This is a genomic window from Clostridium sp. MCC328 (assembly GCF_018785465.1).
In the GTDB taxonomy this organism is placed as follows: domain Bacteria; phylum Bacillota; class Clostridia; order Lachnospirales; family Lachnospiraceae; genus Pilosibacter; species Pilosibacter fragilis.
The window spans coordinates 29,091-44,836 of the sequence record NZ_WQPW01000141.1 but is presented as its reverse complement, the minus strand read 5'-3'; the positions used below and the strand labels follow the sequence as shown (position 1 = coordinate 44,836).

Below are 15,746 nucleotides of genomic sequence, written 5' to 3'. Positions count from 1 at the left end.
CCTCCTATTCTGTTCGGTCTAACACCACAGACCGGAAGAATTTGTCCAGCGTTCTCAGATCCTGCTCCTCCTGTTCCGGGTGCCCGCTTAACCATAGTCGGACCCGTTCGTCAATACTGGAAGCCAGCTCACAAGTCAGCGTATACGGTGCATCCCCGTGGCCGCTTTTGCACAGCTCCAGCAGTTTCCTGCACTCTTCTGCGTCCTGCGTGCCTGGCAGCACGGTCTGATCAATTAACGTTACAATATCGACCGGCGGTGCCGCGTGATACTGCATCGCATAAATGGCCTGCATGGCAGTCCGCATGATACTTAGGCAGTTCTTGGCCGGTTTCCGTCCGGACATTACTTCCTGCCGGAAAGACTGGAGCATCCCCGTGTTTGCGTAAAGGATTGATTTTTCCGCAAAGTACGGACGCGCAGCGTTTTTTAACTGCTCCATAAACCTAAGACGGTCCAGAATCACCGGGCACTGCATCCATTCCCAGAATGTGGCATTGGACTTTGCCGCATGCGACAGTGTGCGCTTTAATTCCCATCCGCAGATGTCGAGATCACCCTCTATCACCTGAATGGAATCCTGTGGTGACGAGAGGCTTAAGTACCGTTCCATCGGATATACGTAGATCAGCCGGATATCGTGATCACTACCTTCGGATGCATAGCCATATGCGTGGCTTCCGTATTCCACGGCCGCCAGGATCCGCATCTGGTATTCGGTTTCCAGTTCGCTCAACCTAGCCAAGATTTCTGCTTTCTTTCTGTCTTCCATCAGCATCCTCCTGTCTTTGCGCCGTCTCTTGTGATGTTATCCAGCTCCAGCGGGGTGCCGATCGCAAAATCCTCTTTTGACCAAAATACAGATTCCTTCAGTCTTTCGTTTTTGAACATGGAAGCCATCACCCGATCCAGCTGTTTCTTCGGGATTTTTGCTTTGACATCTTCCACTGTGCGGGCGCCGTTCTCATATAACAGCTTCGAGAGTTTCCAGTGCGAAACGTGGAATCCGTCTGTAATCTCAAACAGTCCGGCATATCCGGCTTTGACCGCCCGTTTCCAGGCTTTTTCTGTTTCCATCAGGGAGAGCAGATCTGTCATCAGTGATTCCAGTTCGTAATCAAGTACATACGGGCGCCCGTTCTGCGCGACCTTTTCTTCATGCTTTTCCGGGTGCGCCGCGATGATCGCCTGACGGAGTTTCTGCTCACTGTATCCCGGTTCCATATCAAGGTTATCGTCAATGCAGCCATCTGCGTCCTGGCTCCAGAACGCGATCTTTTTGTTTCCGAGGTACAGGTCGCCCTGTGCCGCGGTTCCTTCCCTTCCATCAAAATATTTTATCTTTTTTACTGTCAATCCATTGATACTTGCCATCTTTCTTCTCCTTTTCTTTCTTCCGTTTTTGTTCCTTACAGCATGGCACAAGAATGTTCGTGACTTTAGTCATGAGAGGGCGGCACCAGTCCTGTTCCGCACTGCACGCATGATCCGGGATCATTTCCACGTTTTTGCCGCAGTCGTCGCAGACCCAGTTTCCGTTTTCATCTTCCACCAGATATGTGCAATCCAGACAGCGTTCTTTCCGCTGTTTGGTGACGTTCTTGGTCAGGATGATGTCCGGGTTTAAGATGACGATGGAATCGCAATCCCATGACCGGAGCGCATTTCCGACAGGGCCGCTGCCGGCCTGCCTGAATTCGTCTCCGTACCATGCCAATTCAACGGCATCGATCCCGAGCCGGACACATTTTTCGAAGTCTGGCAGGCACATTCCATATACTGCCGGATTCGGGTTTTCGCGCATCGGAAGAACAGTCAGGTCTTTCATCGAGCGGATTGTGTACACGTTCGCATCCGGCAGGAGCGTAAAATCAAAATGCTTCCGGAGGGATGCGGTCTGGTAGTGTGTGCGTCTGCAGAACCCTTCCCATCCGCGGCTCGCGTCCACGCGTGATGCCCACAGCCCGCCATACGGCTTGCTGCGGCTCGGATCATTTATGATCTTTCCGAAATATTCCGGATGAAACGCTTCGGATCCAAAATGTCTGTATGTGATATGCTCGGTTCCCATTTAGTTTTCCCCCTTGTCTGCAAATTCCTGCGCAGCTGCCAAGAAACTCTGTACAAACGGACCAACCAGGAATTTTTCTGTGGCGTCATCGTATTTCCCGTTGCCATAGTCATGCCAGTAGTCTTTGTGTCTCTTCAGTAACTCCGTTCCGGTTTTCCGCGACAGCAGGTCACCGGCAGAAACGTACAGGCTGACGTCGCAGTTATACTCTGCCTTTTCTGGGTTTTTGATGAAAATGAGATCCTGCTTTTTGTCATAAATCCCGTAGACGCTGACCACGAAATCCTTCAAATACGGTAACTTCTGCAGCAGCAGCTCCTCGATGACTTTTCCGGCAAATCTGGACTGATACGGACTTGTCATCAGGACGATGGTTCCATTATCCATCACGGTACGTGACCAGCCGCCCCTGCTCTCCGTAAATTCCGTGCGCGTATGCTTCACGAAACGGATACCTAAGGATGCTTCATCCCGGTGTCCACGAACTGCAATTTCTTTTGCCATATCGGATTTATCCGCATGGTGTTTGCACGCAGTCAGGATCTCTTTGTCCGAGAAGTAGTTATGCAGATAGTTGTAGCTCGCAAAGAACTCCCGCATGAATGCGGTATTGTAGGTTTTATCCTGCATACGTTCCTTAACGATTGCCTGATGCTCCCGTTCCCTCGCTTCTTCCTGCAGTCCGACTGCATCTTTAACCAGGCGCTCCATCAATTCCTGCTCGGGAATGTCTGTCCATTTTTTGATATACTCTAAATCGATTCTCATATTTTTCTCCTTGTTCGTATTTTTTTTCTGCAATAGTGTTTGCTGATATTTTGGAAATCTTAGGCATCACGTTGCGTGAGCATTACTGCAAGTTCGCCGCTCCACATGATACCACCATGTTTCCATGTTCCGTGAGTTCCGTTAATGCCGTTGTAGCACTTAAGCCCCATACCACCAGCAGCCTTCCAGGCATGCAGGTTTTTGGAATAGTCATCGAACAAGATCCATGTCTCTGGCAGTTTCTCCAAATGAAAAACATCTATGACATAATCTGCTTTGCAGACTCCACAAGGCAGGAGCAAACGGTGCTCTTTCGGAATTTCCGGAAGATACTGATCCAGCCATGCCTGCTTGTCACCATAAGCGTAGCCTTCCACCAGACAGTGGCTTAAGATATAAACATTTTCAGGATGCTCCTTCGCGTATTCGCGGAAAGGATTCACGAATTCTGTCGGTTTTAAGTTCCGGAAATATCCTTCGCTCAATAATTCCGCCTCACATCCTACTTTCCATTCTGCCAGGGTGCCATCCATGTCCAAAAACCATCTTTCGTTCATATTTTTTTCTCCTTGTATATTTATTTGTCGTATTCTTTTAACAGTGCTTCCACAGCCTTTAAATGCTCTGGATCCATATGTTTTCCTGCGCGGTTTAACATCAGGAAACATCTCAGGAGTGTTTCTTTATCAGGGCGCACCAGGTCTGCAATCGGTACAACCCGTTCCAGAAAAACATGCCTGTCTTTGGCGCTGAGATCATTAAAATACAATCCCTGATATGGATATCGGTTTTCGTAATATCCGCGGATTGCATCCAGGCGCTGTTTGCCATCCAAAATTTCATAGAGACATCCAGATGCCTGCACTTCAGTATGATCCCGTTTCACAAATACGATCTCTCCAATCTTGATATTGGAAAAGATGCTGTCAATCAGCAATTCTTTATCTGCCTGTTCCCAGACATATCCGCGCTGATAGAACGGATCCATGTCAACGCCAAAATGATAATAACGATGCAGAACACCTTCAAGGGTATACGGATTGAACGATAACTGGAGATCCTGGTTCCGTTCCAGAGTGGTACAGTTGACGGGGATTGGGCGAATGTCTGTCCATTGGGCTGCATGATATACCGTTTCCATTTCCTCTGTGTTGTGTTTTCGCACGCTGCATCGGATTACATACAGTTTTCCGCCATGTAATACCTCTTCCACAACACTTTCTTCCATGCTGCCGTACCGCACATGTTCTCCAACACCAAATTGGTAGGTTGGTGTATCCAGATGTGGAAGTGTGTTGCTCAGCCAGTCCATGTCATTTTGGATCTGTTTTGCACGCTGTTCTTTCTGGATTAATACTTTTGCTCTTGCCATACTATTCTTCTCCTTATGCATATTTTGTCTCAGAAGCAATGCGCTTCCGAAATTCCACGAGTTTCCGATCCTGTTTTGCCAGTTCATCTGCCCAGTGCTTTAAATCTTTGTCGATTTCCGCAACTGCGCATGGATTCTTATAAATCAGCTGGTGTTCCAGAGCTGACCAACTATCCATTGCCATGGTACGGATCTGAACTTCGCACTTTTCACGCCGTACTTTACCGTGATGAAATACATCAACGCCGAAAATCAGGTGAAGGCCACGGTAGCCGGAGCGCTTTGGGTTGCGGATGTAATCCTTTTCATACAACAGCGTCATGCCGGCGCTCTGTTTTAACAATCCGGCTGTCTGGTAAATGTCGTCCAGGTACATGACCACGATTCTGACACCAAACAGATCTGCCAGTTCCTGACGGGCAGCTGCGATTGTCGGGTTTAAGCCTTTTTTTACTAGCTTTTTATAAATGCTGTCCGGGCTTTTCATCCTTGCGGATATGGAATGGATCACAGTACGCTTATGGCACAGTTCCAAGTCCCTCCCCGCTGCCTCTGCGCGCTCCTGGACAACGCCGGCTACATTTTTAAACAGGGTCTCGTAGTTTTCGTTCTCCATCTCCTTGCGGATCCGGTTTACTTCTTTGTTTACTTTCATGTCTTTTCTCCTCTGTTTTCTATATTGTTTCGGAGAAATTATGGAAGTGGATGGTGGAGAACTGGTTCGCGGTATAGCATAGCTAATGAGCAAAAGAAAACTGCCTGCTATTACTGCAGACGGTTTTCTTGAAAGAATGATTTGTGGTTTAAGAGCGGTATAGTAAAGAAAAAGGCCACTGCGTATAACCGCAATGGCCTTTAGAAGAAGACTTCTATTATTTTTTTGTAATACATTTGCTGAAGAGTTTTTCCATATCTGAGTAGTCGCACAGAAAGGATTTTTGACTCGCAAGTACCATTTCACTTTCTGATATCCTATCGAAATGGATCACGTACCCATTTTTCAGAGCCAGGGATCTGATAAATTCCCTCTGGCTGCGTCCGTTACCTTCCCTAAATGGATGCAATGCATTTATTTCTGAAAAATAGTATGCCAATTTTCGAATCAACACATCCTCTTCCAATCCTGCTAAATACTTTTCCTTTTTAAGCTTTGAAAAGATTTCTTCAGCCTGTTCTGGTATAAACCTTACATTACAAAACATATTACCTTTTGCAATGTCTACGGTTCTTACTTTTCCGGCCCAGTCATAGATATCCTGAAAAATATACGCATGGATTTCTTTCAGGTGTCGGAAATCAAACTGTCCACATATCGGATTATCCATTAATTCTAATAATCTGAGCATCGTCAGTCTTCGTTCAAACGCGTATAGTTTGTCCTGTTCCCTTATATTCAGTTTGTTGATTAACACGTCTGAATTCGGATAACAGTATCTTGTATCCGACATACTACACCTCGCTTAATATTTTTGTTCTTGCTTCATCATAGCTCATGTCGCCGCGCTCAATGCTTCTCAACATACCAAGATCATCATCATTCAGCTGAAGTCCCTCCATTCTCATTGTCGCCACCACTTCTTTAATTTTCTCTTCATCTGTATAAGATGGTTTGGTCAGTTTAACAGAGAACGGGATACCTTCCTGAATGATCAACTGATTCAGCGCCATATTGATATACGTAGACATATTAAGGCCAAGCTTATCCAGGATATTGATTGCTTCATTTTTTACACCCTCAGGTGTTCTTGCCTGAACGATCCCCATTGTTTCCATAATCACAGCTCCTTTCTTATATGTCTATTATATGACACTGTATATACAGTGTCAATAACATCTTGGCATGATTATTTTGTTCTCAAATACTGCGCGTATTCCTCTAAGGTCTTCGCCGTTCTTTCCAGACTGTCGATTTCAGAGATTACATCGCCTTCCACATCCGTACATACGGTAAAGACTTTCCCGATTGTCTGATCCGGTACATAAGCCGGAATCCTCTTTTTCGGTTTCCAGAAGGCGACCATACAGCCGCCTTTTTCCGGATAAGGATATACATATCCATCGCCGACAAACGTATCACGATACTTCTGCGCATCCGCAATACGAATAGGAAAGCATGTACCAATACCGGCATTTAACCCTTCTGTTAATTCTCGGTTCTTTCGATACAACTCTATCGCAACCGGATTTCCAAAGCCGGCGATCCAATTGTACGTCAGATCACGTTCCGTGTCATTCAGAAAATTATGTCTGAGAAGCAATTCCGGATTCATGTATGTTCCATAACTGAACTCCCACGCAAACGGATCATTAAGCACTGGATTTACGATTTTAATTGGAAAATCTTGATCGCCATTTTCCCTAAGTTCCAACCAGCATGTCCTGCAACTTCCCTTGCAGGCCTGTAAAGCCAATAAAGCTTCCTGGTAATTTGTTGTTGCTGTTGTCCAATTTGTTCTGATCATAAGTGTTTCCTCCTTATTAGTCTTTTGCGCTTCGACTGCAGCCGCAGCTGTAGCTTCTTTGTTTATAAAATTTTTCCACATACGGAAAATCATAATATTCTTCCGTTTCTGGACAGGCATCATAGGTTACTACGATTTTTGCACATCCCGGATAGGATAATGTCAAATCCTGGATCAGTCCCGCCAAACGTTTGTGATCATCCATTTCGTACCATTCCCGGTACAGCTGTTTCCCCTGTAAAACGTAAGGTGGATCGATAAACAGGAGATGATCCGCATTCCAATAAAATTCTTCGATCACCTGGAGCGCATCCATATGCATCACCGTGATACGATCCTTGTATGCTGCGATCCTGCGGATTCGGTCCGCCACCTTTTTGTAATTCCATCGGCGCTTGTAGTCTCCCGCGATCCCGGCTTTTGTGATTCCGGAAAACGCCAACTGGTTTGCTATCAGAAATGCCGCCGCTAATTCAACCGTGGGGCGACCGTCTGGCCGGTCGAGTATCCTTTTTGCTTGCAAAAACTCTTCCCGCGTTCCCTGTATGTTGCGAACCGCATTCAGGAGTTTTTCTGTATATTCCAAAACAGATATCCAAAATGCGTATACACCCGGATCCAGATCGTTTAAAACGATCCGATCGGCGCGTCCTGCAAATAGCATAGCCAGGGATGCGGCGGCACCGCCGGCAAATGGCTCGACCATGGTGCCGATACGCTCCGGAAAATGCGGTTCCAACTGTCTGAGCATTTTCCCCTTTCCGCCGGGATAACGCAAGGGGGACAGTCTCCCCTGTAAATCACTTTTTACCTGCTCATCCATCTGGCGTTCCCGACAGTCACCGGCCTTTGTTTCTAAGCAAACGGATAGGTCAATGATTCTGGTTATGCCTGCATATGGCGTGAAGCTCTCGCATTCCGGGCACCAGAAGCCAGTGCCATGAACATCTTCTTCGATATCATCTTGCGAAGCGAATATCGCCCCGCACACCCTGCACTGAAGTGTCTTCAACTCCTCCACTCCTTATTCCCATTCACATAATTTGCAAAATTCTGCTGACCTCGCCAAATGGATACCTGTGATCAAGCATTGCATTCTGGCACTGCAGGAATCACCATCTGCGACCATCGCATACAGACGATTGACATTCGTTCGAATTGGATGAATCTCTTCCTTGCCCTGCATTTCGTAAAAATATCCACTCACGAGCAACCCAACAATGGCGACCTTTTCATCTGTCATGCCGGCGCTACTGTATCCGCCAGGGATCGTAAAGAGTACCTTTTCGGTATTAAGCCCGGTTTCCTCTTTTAACTCCCGTTTAGCAGCTTCTACCGGAGTTTCGCCAGGATCAATGAGCCCGGCTGGAAATTCGAGGCAATAGCCGTTGATCGCATAGCGGAATTCACGCGTAACCAGGAGATCACCGTTATCAAAGATAGGCACGATGCATACGGCATCTGTTTTGGTACCCAGCCCATGCTCCTGCACCTCTGGCCATCCATGACGGCTTACGATCTCATACGGGATCTCAGCCCCACAATCGTCATATTTTGCCTTATAGGAATGCAGATATTGCCCATTTCCATTTGTCGGTTCCAGTGTTTTTAATTTTTTCATATTTTTTCTCCTTTTCAGTTTTCACAAAAGACCTGTCTGGCTTAACAGTATGCTGAATAATTAAACCTTCCAAGATGGGCGTCCCAGTCGAAATCTTTCGGCAGATACCGTTCCATTTTGTGCCGAAACTCGTTTACGAAATCCTCGTACGAATCGTACGGTCTCTTCACGAAACTCATTGGTCCGTCCAGAGGAATCTCACAGAAGATCATGTAGCTGGTTTCTGCACGCAGATCAATCCAGTCAACAAACTCCGGATTCTCTGTCTCCGCCCCATTCTTCATGTTATGGGGTACATTAAACTTATCATTGACGCGATACGGCATAAAGCGCATACCATCATAAATATCGTCATCCGAAATTCTGACAATGCCGAAGCGTTCCTCTGATTTGGGATCCATGGTTACCTCTGTTCCGGATAAATCGGAAGGGATATATCCACAGTCCGAATAAGCCTCGGTAGTCAGATCAAATGCTTCATCCGGTTCATAAGCGGCACCCGGATCAAATTCCTCGCCGGAATACTCCAGCGCCTTTCCCATTTCTTTCGGATTGCATGCCAGATACTGTTTGAAGAAGTTGATAAATTCCTCTTCGTTTAATTTCAGCCCACTTCCGTAATATGCTGCGTTCCATTCACTCATAGTTTTCTCCTTTGCTTTCTTTCCCGTGTAAATTGGGAGTCATTATTTTTTAGTGCTGTTCAGTTTTTTTGTTCCGTACCGTTACCCTTTGTGCCTGCGACCTGGACGTGGTTCCATTCTGCTTTCCCGCAGATTTTCTTGTCTTCGCATTCCTGGCATTCCAGGTACAATACCGGATACCCTCGGATTGGACACATTTTTGCCATCTTTTCTTCCTCCTTTGCTCAAATGGCTTATACATGGTTTCAGTGAAATTATGGAATGGGATATCTCTCGGCACATCCGTTATCCAAAATCCATGTGAGATTTTCCATAATTCCACTGCAAGAAAAATGTTAAGGAGGCATAATGATGAGAATCGTGAATGTTGAAACATCATGCAGAAAGCTTGTCAAAACAGTTGGCAACTTCCATATCCTGGAATACACCCATGACGCCAGCGTATCCCCGACCAGTGCCGTAAACGAATATTTTATGGGCAAAATGAACGTACGGCGCAGGCAGGTGCTGATCGAAATTGACAAGGATCACTCAGCAGTCATCCAGGCCGGAGCCATGCAGTGGATGGGTGGCCACGTTGAGGCTACAACCGGTGTAAAGGGGATCGGTGATCTGTTTGGCAAAGCTCTCAAGGGCGCTGTCACAAAGGAATCCGCCGTAAAGCCGGAATACATCGGCGACGGATACCTGGTACTGGAGCCGACATACAAACATATTATTCTTCAGGATATTTCATCCTGGGGACCGGTCGGTATGACGATTGAGGACGGGATGTTTCTTGCCTGTGATTCCAGAGTAAAACGCGACATTGTTACCAGAAAAAATCTTTCCTCTGCTGTATTGGGCGGTGAAGGACTGTTTAACATGAGCCTTCGGGGGAACGGCGTAGTTGCTCTGGAAAGCAATGTTCCAGAAGAAGAATTAATTGAGATCGAACTGGAAAATGATGAGCTTAAGATTGATGGAAACATGGCCATGTGCTGGTCTTCCAATCTTGACTTTACCGTGGAACGGACAACAAAAACCCTGGTCGGTTCTGCAGTCAGCGGCGAAGGCCTTGTTAACGTATATCGCGGTACCGGACGTGTTTTAATGAGTCCGGTAGCATCGACCTTATCCATGCAGACAGCAGCAAACTCTATCTCCGGCACAACAAAATAAGAAATCATAGCAATGCCGGGGCGTATAAGCCCCGGTGTTCTTTTGCATTCTTTTGTCTTCTTAGCATTATACCGGCGAGAGTGTGTGCCGGGCAGTGTATTGTTTTTCGGACTGCGTTAATGCCCTCCCGTCGTCCTGGGACAGTGTATTTTGTAATTCCACAATTTTCATATCGCATATTCTGTCATGATAACGTTCCAGCAATAGCAGTTCCAACACGGATGTTTTAGATTCCTCCATTACCGTGATGTTCATTTTTGCATATTTATATGCAACTGCAAGGTCCTGCATGGTTATCGGCTCTTTGCGCAGCCTGTTTTTGTAAACTAAATAATTAATTCTCTCTTTCACATCCTGATCAATGTCCGTCAATATGCTTTCCTGCATGTGATCACCTCCTATTCATTTGTTCTGTATGAGAATTATGGTCCATGATGCATTTGATCTCTGGTTTGTGAAGTTATCTCTTATGACTGAAGTCACGAGTATATGGCGATTGATGTTATCAACGGCTTGTTTATATGGACGTATGTGTAAAAAAAAGGAACCTTCCGAAGAAGATTCCTGGAGAAACTATTTTTCGCCTATTTTGTTTGCTGCATCTGTCAATGCAGATTTTGTTAGATTGCGAACAGCTGAATTGATGTTAGTTTTCTGCTCCTGATAGATGCCCGAAACTTTCTCGTATGTTCCCGGGTGGCTTCCGCAATAGTAAGCTCCAATTACGAGGATGGTCAAAGCGGTCATCATCAACCGACGCATGCGTTTTCTGCCAATAATCATCTTGGCAATTCGATAAATTTTCCAGTAAGACATTTTAATTTCCTCCTGTATTGGTATTATGGTTTGCAGCTACCGCATGGTGTATAACCTTCTGCGATCAGTTCTGCGCGATCCGTCTCACGTTCTTTCTTATTCTGTTTTGATATTTTCCCCACGCTGTCGCAATCAGGAAAATGGAATTTTCTGGTTTTGGCGTTGATCACATACAGCGTTGTTGCGTATTGCGCATGCTCTTCGGTGTCATCGACGATATCTGCCATGCTGTTTGCAACCCAGCTGTCTCCGGTTGCATAATCAATTTCGATTCCAGGCTGAATATTATACACAAACACATGGAAGGATGTGCCTTCCCCATTGTCCTCTACAGAATACGCTTCCATTTCCACACCTCTGCAGACCAGGTCATCCCCGACAAAGATCGGTGTGACTCGATACAGTACATGGTTATCCGTTTCCTTCACGTAGTCGGCTATCATATTTTCGAATGGCAGCATACCATCCACGTTCATGTACCGTGTGCCCGTCACAAGATTTTTCTCATTTGCGTTCTCTCCGGCGAGCTGAAATCCAATCAGATGGCAACGATTATAGAGATATTTGTCGCTAATGATGTCATCATACCGGACGGTATGCCAGCCTGTCGGTTTGATCATGCCGATTTCGCCGCGCTTTTCCGTTGGCATCAACTCTTTGCAGATGTTGGCATATGCAGCACCACAGCGCCCCAGTGTGTCTAAATCAGAATAATGTTCAAACACATCTTCTGTTTTTTTCCTATCCGTAAAATACGGGATATTTCCATTGAGCTCTGTGTATGGTTCGCCTGAATAAACCGGTACCGTTTCCTGCCCGTTCCACGTCGTGAAGGTGGATATCCGTTCCTGTGACTGCGAAGATTCTGCTGTCGCAAGCGATTCCGCTACGCGCTCGATTGCTTCGTGAAACTGGCTGGTTTTATCCGTTGGCATTCCAGGACCGGTTATGGAATGGTTACTGCATCCACTTAACAAATATGTTGCGGTTAATAAGCATATAAGAAATTTTCTCATCTTTATCTCCTTTGCGCTTCGATTGCGATCTTAGTAATGCCATTTTTGAGTATCTGCTTGTCCATACAAACTACCACCGAGGATTCCACAGAACGCTGCAGTACTGTTTGGATTTTCTACGGCACCTGACAAATCATAAATCAGCCATCTTCCGTTTTCGTCCTGAATAGCGTTCCACATGTGGGCATCATTTTCTATAATGGCCACCTTAATATAATCTGCATTTTGAACATTCCATCCCACAACTCCATCGTGAAATGGAATTGTTTCTATCATGGCACGAAACATACATGAGAAGGCGGTGCATACACCGCTTCCCTCCGTGAGCATATACCAGGCATCCGCTGCATTTTTCTTTGCATTCATCTGTTCCTTTGTGGTAGGATATGCGATTTCGTGATTATAAGTATAATGTTCGCAGATATATTGAATGACAGCAGATATTGCCTCTTCTTTTGAAAGTCCATCCCGTACAATTTCAGGCATATGGAACGCCATCCAGTCCTGAACGTATTTTGTGCGTTCCTGTAACATCTGTGCATCGCTTTTTGATAAGGATACGGAATTGCGATGCAGATACAACTCTTGAATTTCATATCCTGTACATGAACGAGTTGCATTCATGATCGCATCAACAAGTTCCGGTTCCCAATACTCCATATCATTTACATGAACGTAAATTGTATCTTTCATGGATATCATGCGTGGATCATTTGCGAAAACATTTATATTTTCGGCTTGAGAGACCAATTGCATACTTAATATACATACCGTTATGGTAATCATAAATATTAGATTTTTGATTTTTTTGCATCATTTGGTGCGAAGGTATTCGTAATTTCAGTTGCAAAAAATTTCAATACCCACGCTTCCTCCTTCCCTGACTATAATCTTCAGCGTTTTCTGAATCTTACAGAACTTATCCGTTGCCTGTTATGTCATGGACGCCATAATTCACCTCCTTTAGCGAATCAGTTTTGTTCCGCAGTATTCGCAGTGAGCCGGAAATCCAAAGTAATCCGCGTCATCATTCGTGGCAATTTCTTTTCTGCAGTGCGGACAACGAATCACATCATCTGCATCATCGCCGTCTCTGATTACGGACATTCCGTCTGTAAAACGGGACTTTACGGATACTGGTTTCAGGTAAAAATGTTTTCCGCTATCCGTAAAAATTAACGAACAATCCTGCATGGCTCCATCAATCAGTACCTGCACCGTGGTATTTCTGGTTTTGTGAAGCGGCTGTTTTCCAATTTTCTGGAATAAGCGATACCAGCTGATTGATTTTGATTTTTTCTGAATTTGTTTTTCCATTGTTTCTCTTTCCTCCTGTATCTTAATAATTGTTTCGGAAGAATTATGGAAGAAGATCTGTTGGATTGGTTATGTTGTCGTACAAAAAAAGACCTGTCATGTACGAGCAGGTCTTTCGGATGAATGATTATTCGGGCAATTTGCCGGTGGATACAATTTTTTCGAGTCTTTCAAGTGCTTCTTCTTTTGTTCCACGTATATGATCAATGATCATATAACGATCAAAGTTTTCTGCAAGTTCACAACAAAGATTCCAGGAAAATGTGCCATCCTTGTATGCGCGCCGTTTCAACAGATAGAAATGAAAAAGTCCAGCTCCGATATATGTCGGTTCATATATCGCGCCATAGTCATTTTCTTGGATGGAAACTAAAACGTGACTATCCGTCTCGGTCAGACAATGATGCGATTTCATTAAGCCTTTGAATTGCTCTGCCAGATTATCATAATCACTGCCGTAAATAATGGCTGTTGCTTCATCAGGTTCATCTTCCTTTTCAGGATTGTCAATTATTACTCCCTTTTTCTCCAAAAAATCTTCGACGATATCAACCATTTGACCGATGAATTCCGGTGTATCGTTTGGCTGTACCGGTACAGTCCGGAATTTAATTCCACGCGTCTCCAATTCATCCAGCAGTGCTTTGGTGCTCATGTTTTGAATTGCATTTTTATCTTTCATCTTTTTTCTCCTTCTTTCCTTCTTTCTTTGAAGTCTATCGTTTCCAGCATTTGTATCTGGCTGCAAGCAGTTTCAGTCCTGCCAGAACTGCTGCTGCCGGAATATAATATTCGAATCCAAACATTGTCTCCTCCTTAATTTGTTTCCGAGCAGATTTCCTTGATTAGCCGGTCGAACAATTTATTTAGTGTTTCTCGTTCCTGACCTCTCGGATACGCGTAGATTATTGTCCCATCATCCATAGTATATATAAAAGAATCAGCGTTGGAGGTCAGGTAATCATTGTGACAACTACATTTTGTCATCTTATCTTTGATGTAACAATCGAAGGCTCTTGCGAACATCTCACACTGATCTGACCAATATCCATGGCCGCTTTTTCGATACAGCTTGTCAAATTTACAAGAACCCAAATAAAAATCCGTCAGAGTCCCATCTTCATGCCGGATCATATTTTTCAGCAGTTCTTTTAAAGCAGGCGGATATGCATTGGAATTGTACACATCATACGATTCTGTAGCCTGCACAGCGGAATCGCCGGCGGATACTGCCATAAAATGATCCATTGCGTGTCCCCATTCGTGGGCAAGACAGCCGGCGCCATGGATTTTAGTCAAGTTGATCACCTCAAGCAACGGTTCAAAATGCGCAGATGCCGCTGACTGACCGCCGCGACCCCTGGAGCCGAAGGCAATACTTAACTTCCCACCAAATGTTATATCAGAAGGTTTGATACCAAGTGCTGTTGCCAAATCATAAAATGCCTCATAAGCTAGGTTCAGATGCCGCTGCCGTTCTTCATTTGACAGCCAGTTCCCGAATTCACCGCCGCGAACCTGGAATGTATCCATAAACCGCTCCGGTGAAACATTTTCTTCAGACTGTAGAATCGGTTTGCCGCTTCTGGTAAACTTGTCCAATTTTGTTAATTGGAAGCTCTTTTTCTGTTTCTTTGCGGGTGCTCTCCGTTTTTCATCAGCTGCTTCATCTATATTTTGTGGTTTCGATGCAAGTTCCTCGATTTTTTGCATGGCCGACTCTTTACTTGAAAGATTGTATGCCTCGATCTGTCTGGTAGCGGTATTTACCACGAACCAGGAATCCTGCTTCCATGTCCAGGAATATTCTTCTACTTCTTTTGGATAAAAGTAAACGCTGGAATGTCCGTATTTTATGGTCAGACGCATGGTACCTTTGCGATCAAATTTTTCAAAGAATACCTGCTTTTTATCATAACAGCATGCAGATAATTGGTTTTTACGGATGGCGTATTCCTTATCCTGCTTCGGTACCCCAAAAGTGATATATTCACTTTTGCGTTTATAGTACAGTTCTCCAGCAAAGGTGATTGCCTTTAAAAACTTATTGGTGATGATTCCTTTTGCCCGATCCTGTACATGGACATAACGGCCGGTTTCCGGCGTCACAAATTTACCCAAAATATGATTTTTATAGAATTCTTCTGCCTCCTTTGGCGTCTTGACTCCCATGACCGCATCCCGAATCTGTCCTACAATTTCGACGTAACGATCTTCCTTTTGCTCTCCCGTCATGGAACTGGTATTCGGCGGCAGCGATTTACGTATTTCATTCTGCCAATAGCAGACTGCCTTATCTGACTTTTCTTTTGAAATCTTTGTGACCCAATCCGGTTTCGGCCAGACATTCTCTTTGGTCACGTACTTTTTTGCCTCTGAGTCAGTCAGTTCAAAAAGATCGTCTAAAGATAATCCTCTGGATTTCCATACATCTTTTCTTGCTCCGCCGATTTTCTGACCAAAATCTACTAATTTTGTTTCTTTTGCCATTTTGTTTC

21 protein-coding genes are annotated in these 15,746 nt (G+C 44.9%); 1 reads left to right on the top strand and 20 read right to left on the bottom strand.

The window, feature by feature from the left end; translation table 11 throughout:
- Positions 1-4: 4 nt before the first annotated feature.
- The 13 genes from GPK83_RS16165 to GPK83_RS16105 form a co-directional block, all read right to left on the bottom strand.
- Positions 5-772 carry a nucleotidyltransferase domain-containing protein gene (locus GPK83_RS16165; RefSeq protein ID WP_215705280.1) on the bottom strand — a complete coding sequence of 256 codons (768 nt, stop codon included), beginning with the start codon at positions 770-772 and terminating at the stop codon, positions 5-7.
- Complete coding sequence (locus GPK83_RS16160) at positions 772-1,374, bottom strand: hypothetical protein (RefSeq protein ID WP_215705279.1); 603 nt, start codon at positions 1,372-1,374, stop codon at positions 772-774. The genes GPK83_RS16165 and GPK83_RS16160 overlap by 1 nt, the downstream gene beginning before the upstream one ends.
- Positions 1,328-2,071, bottom strand: coding sequence for a hypothetical protein (locus GPK83_RS16155; protein ID WP_215705278.1), 744 nt, complete (start codon positions 2,069-2,071; stop codon positions 1,328-1,330). Before GPK83_RS16155 ends, GPK83_RS16160 begins: the two co-directional genes overlap by 47 nt.
- Positions 2,072-2,839 (bottom strand): hypothetical protein, encoded by a 768-nt coding sequence (locus GPK83_RS16150; RefSeq protein WP_215705277.1) that lies wholly within the window; start codon positions 2,837-2,839, stop codon positions 2,072-2,074. It lies immediately after the preceding gene.
- Between the two features lie 59 nt (positions 2,840-2,898).
- Positions 2,899-3,396 (bottom strand): hypothetical protein, encoded by a 498-nt coding sequence (locus GPK83_RS16145; RefSeq protein ID WP_215705276.1) that lies wholly within the window; start codon positions 3,394-3,396, stop codon positions 2,899-2,901.
- Positions 3,397-3,416: 20 nt separating this feature from the next.
- Positions 3,417-4,211: a DUF262 domain-containing protein gene (locus tag GPK83_RS16140; protein ID WP_215705275.1), complete on the bottom strand. Its 795-nt coding sequence runs from the start codon at positions 4,209-4,211 to the stop codon at positions 3,417-3,419.
- Between the two features lie 13 nt (positions 4,212-4,224).
- Positions 4,225-4,866, bottom strand: coding sequence for a GTP pyrophosphokinase (locus GPK83_RS16135; RefSeq protein WP_215630743.1), 642 nt, complete (start codon positions 4,864-4,866; stop codon positions 4,225-4,227).
- Between the two features lie 217 nt (positions 4,867-5,083).
- Positions 5,084-5,557 (bottom strand): Fic family protein, encoded by a 474-nt coding sequence (locus tag GPK83_RS16130; RefSeq protein ID WP_345941838.1) that lies wholly within the window; start codon positions 5,555-5,557, stop codon positions 5,084-5,086.
- A gap of 103 nt (positions 5,558-5,660) precedes the next feature.
- Positions 5,661-5,984: a type II toxin-antitoxin system RelB/DinJ family antitoxin gene (locus GPK83_RS16125; RefSeq protein ID WP_215630745.1), complete on the bottom strand. Its 324-nt coding sequence runs from the start codon at positions 5,982-5,984 to the stop codon at positions 5,661-5,663.
- 71 nt (positions 5,985-6,055) lie between these two features.
- Complete coding sequence (locus GPK83_RS16120; RefSeq protein WP_215705273.1) at positions 6,056-6,673, bottom strand: hypothetical protein; 618 nt, start codon at positions 6,671-6,673, stop codon at positions 6,056-6,058.
- Positions 6,674-6,689: 16 nt separating this feature from the next.
- Positions 6,690-7,496, bottom strand: coding sequence for a DNA adenine methylase (locus tag GPK83_RS16115; RefSeq protein WP_275950636.1), 807 nt, complete (start codon positions 7,494-7,496; stop codon positions 6,690-6,692).
- A gap of 201 nt (positions 7,497-7,697) precedes the next feature.
- Positions 7,698-8,294: an NUDIX hydrolase gene (locus GPK83_RS16110; protein WP_215705271.1), complete on the bottom strand. Its 597-nt coding sequence runs from the start codon at positions 8,292-8,294 to the stop codon at positions 7,698-7,700.
- A 41-nt stretch (positions 8,295-8,335) separates the two neighbouring features.
- Entirely contained in the window at positions 8,336-8,938 is a 603-nt protein-coding gene (locus tag GPK83_RS16105) for a hypothetical protein (RefSeq protein WP_215705270.1), read from the bottom strand.
- Positions 8,939-9,286: 348 nt separating this feature from the next.
- Here GPK83_RS16105 and GPK83_RS16100 point away from each other — a divergent pair, with 348 nt between their 5' ends.
- A complete protein-coding gene (locus GPK83_RS16100) occupies positions 9,287-10,099 on the top strand; it encodes an AIM24 family protein (protein WP_345941837.1) in 813 nt (270 codons plus the stop codon).
- 66 nt (positions 10,100-10,165) lie between these two features.
- Here the strand turns inward: GPK83_RS16100 and GPK83_RS16095 are convergent, their stop codons facing one another.
- The 7 genes from GPK83_RS16095 to GPK83_RS16065 all read right to left on the bottom strand — a co-directional run bounded on the left by GPK83_RS16095 (position 10,166) and on the right by GPK83_RS16065 (position 15,738).
- On the bottom strand, positions 10,166-10,486 hold the full coding sequence (locus GPK83_RS16095; protein WP_215705268.1) for a hypothetical protein: 321 nt from the start codon (positions 10,484-10,486) through the stop codon (positions 10,166-10,168).
- A gap of 186 nt (positions 10,487-10,672) precedes the next feature.
- Positions 10,673-10,915 carry a hypothetical protein gene (locus GPK83_RS16090; protein WP_215705267.1) on the bottom strand — a complete coding sequence of 81 codons (243 nt, stop codon included), beginning with the start codon at positions 10,913-10,915 and terminating at the stop codon, positions 10,673-10,675.
- 23 nt (positions 10,916-10,938) lie between these two features.
- Positions 10,939-11,850, bottom strand: coding sequence for a DNA/RNA non-specific endonuclease (locus GPK83_RS16085; protein ID WP_215705266.1), 912 nt, complete (start codon positions 11,848-11,850; stop codon positions 10,939-10,941).
- 111 nt (positions 11,851-11,961) lie between these two features.
- Entirely contained in the window at positions 11,962-12,624 is a 663-nt protein-coding gene (locus GPK83_RS16080; protein ID WP_215705265.1) for a transglutaminase-like domain-containing protein, read from the bottom strand.
- Between the two features lie 270 nt (positions 12,625-12,894).
- On the bottom strand, positions 12,895-13,248 hold the full coding sequence (locus tag GPK83_RS16075; RefSeq protein WP_215705264.1) for a hypothetical protein: 354 nt from the start codon (positions 13,246-13,248) through the stop codon (positions 12,895-12,897).
- 127 nt (positions 13,249-13,375) lie between these two features.
- Positions 13,376-13,930 carry a hypothetical protein gene (locus GPK83_RS16070; protein ID WP_215705263.1) on the bottom strand — a complete coding sequence of 185 codons (555 nt, stop codon included), beginning with the start codon at positions 13,928-13,930 and terminating at the stop codon, positions 13,376-13,378.
- Between the two features lie 134 nt (positions 13,931-14,064).
- The gene (locus tag GPK83_RS16065; protein WP_215705262.1) at positions 14,065-15,738 is read right to left on the bottom strand and encodes an LPD1 domain-containing protein; all 1,674 of its coding nucleotides are present in this window, start codon (positions 15,736-15,738) and stop codon (positions 14,065-14,067) included.
- Between the last annotated feature and the right edge of the window lie 8 nt (positions 15,739-15,746).

What these genes read in the sequence shown, in the direction of transcription:
- GPK83_RS16165 (WP_215705280.1), bottom strand. Translation starts at nt 772, where the DNA reads ATGGAAGACAGAAAGAAAGCAGAAATCTTGGCTAGGTTGAGCGAACTG.
- GPK83_RS16160 (WP_215705279.1), bottom strand. Translation starts at nt 1,374, where the DNA reads ATGGCAAGTATCAATGGATTGACAGTAAAAAAGATAAAATATTTTGAT.
- GPK83_RS16155 (WP_215705278.1), bottom strand. Translation starts at nt 2,071, where the DNA reads ATGGGAACCGAGCATATCACATACAGACATTTTGGATCCGAAGCGTTT.
- GPK83_RS16150 (WP_215705277.1), bottom strand. Translation starts at nt 2,839, where the DNA reads ATGAGAATCGATTTAGAGTATATCAAAAAATGGACAGACATTCCCGAG.
- GPK83_RS16145 (WP_215705276.1), bottom strand. Translation starts at nt 3,396, where the DNA reads ATGAACGAAAGATGGTTTTTGGACATGGATGGCACCCTGGCAGAATGG.
- GPK83_RS16140 (WP_215705275.1), bottom strand. Translation starts at nt 4,211, where the DNA reads ATGGCAAGAGCAAAAGTATTAATCCAGAAAGAACAGCGTGCAAAACAG.
- GPK83_RS16135 (WP_215630743.1), bottom strand. Translation starts at nt 4,866, where the DNA reads ATGAAAGTAAACAAAGAAGTAAACCGGATCCGCAAGGAGATGGAGAAC.
- GPK83_RS16130 (WP_345941838.1), bottom strand. Translation starts at nt 5,557, where the DNA reads ATGCTCAGATTATTAGAATTAATGGATAATCCGATATGTGGACAGTTT.
- GPK83_RS16125 (WP_215630745.1), bottom strand. Translation starts at nt 5,984, where the DNA reads ATGGAAACAATGGGGATCGTTCAGGCAAGAACACCTGAGGGTGTAAAA.
- GPK83_RS16120 (WP_215705273.1), bottom strand. Translation starts at nt 6,673, where the DNA reads ATGATCAGAACAAATTGGACAACAGCAACAACAAATTACCAGGAAGCT.
- GPK83_RS16115 (WP_275950636.1), bottom strand. Translation starts at nt 7,496, where the DNA reads ATGGATGAGCAGGTAAAAAGTGATTTACAGGGGAGACTGTCCCCCTTG.
- GPK83_RS16110 (WP_215705271.1), bottom strand. Translation starts at nt 8,294, where the DNA reads ATGAAAAAATTAAAAACACTGGAACCGACAAATGGAAATGGGCAATAT.
- GPK83_RS16105 (WP_215705270.1), bottom strand. Translation starts at nt 8,938, where the DNA reads ATGAGTGAATGGAACGCAGCATATTACGGAAGTGGGCTGAAATTAAAC.
- GPK83_RS16100 (WP_345941837.1), top strand. Translation starts at nt 9,287, where the DNA reads ATGATGAGAATCGTGAATGTTGAAACATCATGCAGAAAGCTTGTCAAA.
- GPK83_RS16095 (WP_215705268.1), bottom strand. Translation starts at nt 10,486, where the DNA reads ATGCAGGAAAGCATATTGACGGACATTGATCAGGATGTGAAAGAGAGA.
- GPK83_RS16090 (WP_215705267.1), bottom strand. Translation starts at nt 10,915, where the DNA reads ATGTCTTACTGGAAAATTTATCGAATTGCCAAGATGATTATTGGCAGA.
- GPK83_RS16085 (WP_215705266.1), bottom strand. Translation starts at nt 11,850, where the DNA reads ATGCCAACGGATAAAACCAGCCAGTTTCACGAAGCAATCGAGCGCGTA.
- GPK83_RS16080 (WP_215705265.1), bottom strand. Translation starts at nt 12,624, where the DNA reads ATGAAAGATACAATTTACGTTCATGTAAATGATATGGAGTATTGGGAA.
- GPK83_RS16075 (WP_215705264.1), bottom strand. Translation starts at nt 13,248, where the DNA reads ATGGAAAAACAAATTCAGAAAAAATCAAAATCAATCAGCTGGTATCGC.
- GPK83_RS16070 (WP_215705263.1), bottom strand. Translation starts at nt 13,930, where the DNA reads ATGAAAGATAAAAATGCAATTCAAAACATGAGCACCAAAGCACTGCTG.
- GPK83_RS16065 (WP_215705262.1), bottom strand. Translation starts at nt 15,738, where the DNA reads ATGGCAAAAGAAACAAAATTAGTAGATTTTGGTCAGAAAATCGGCGGA.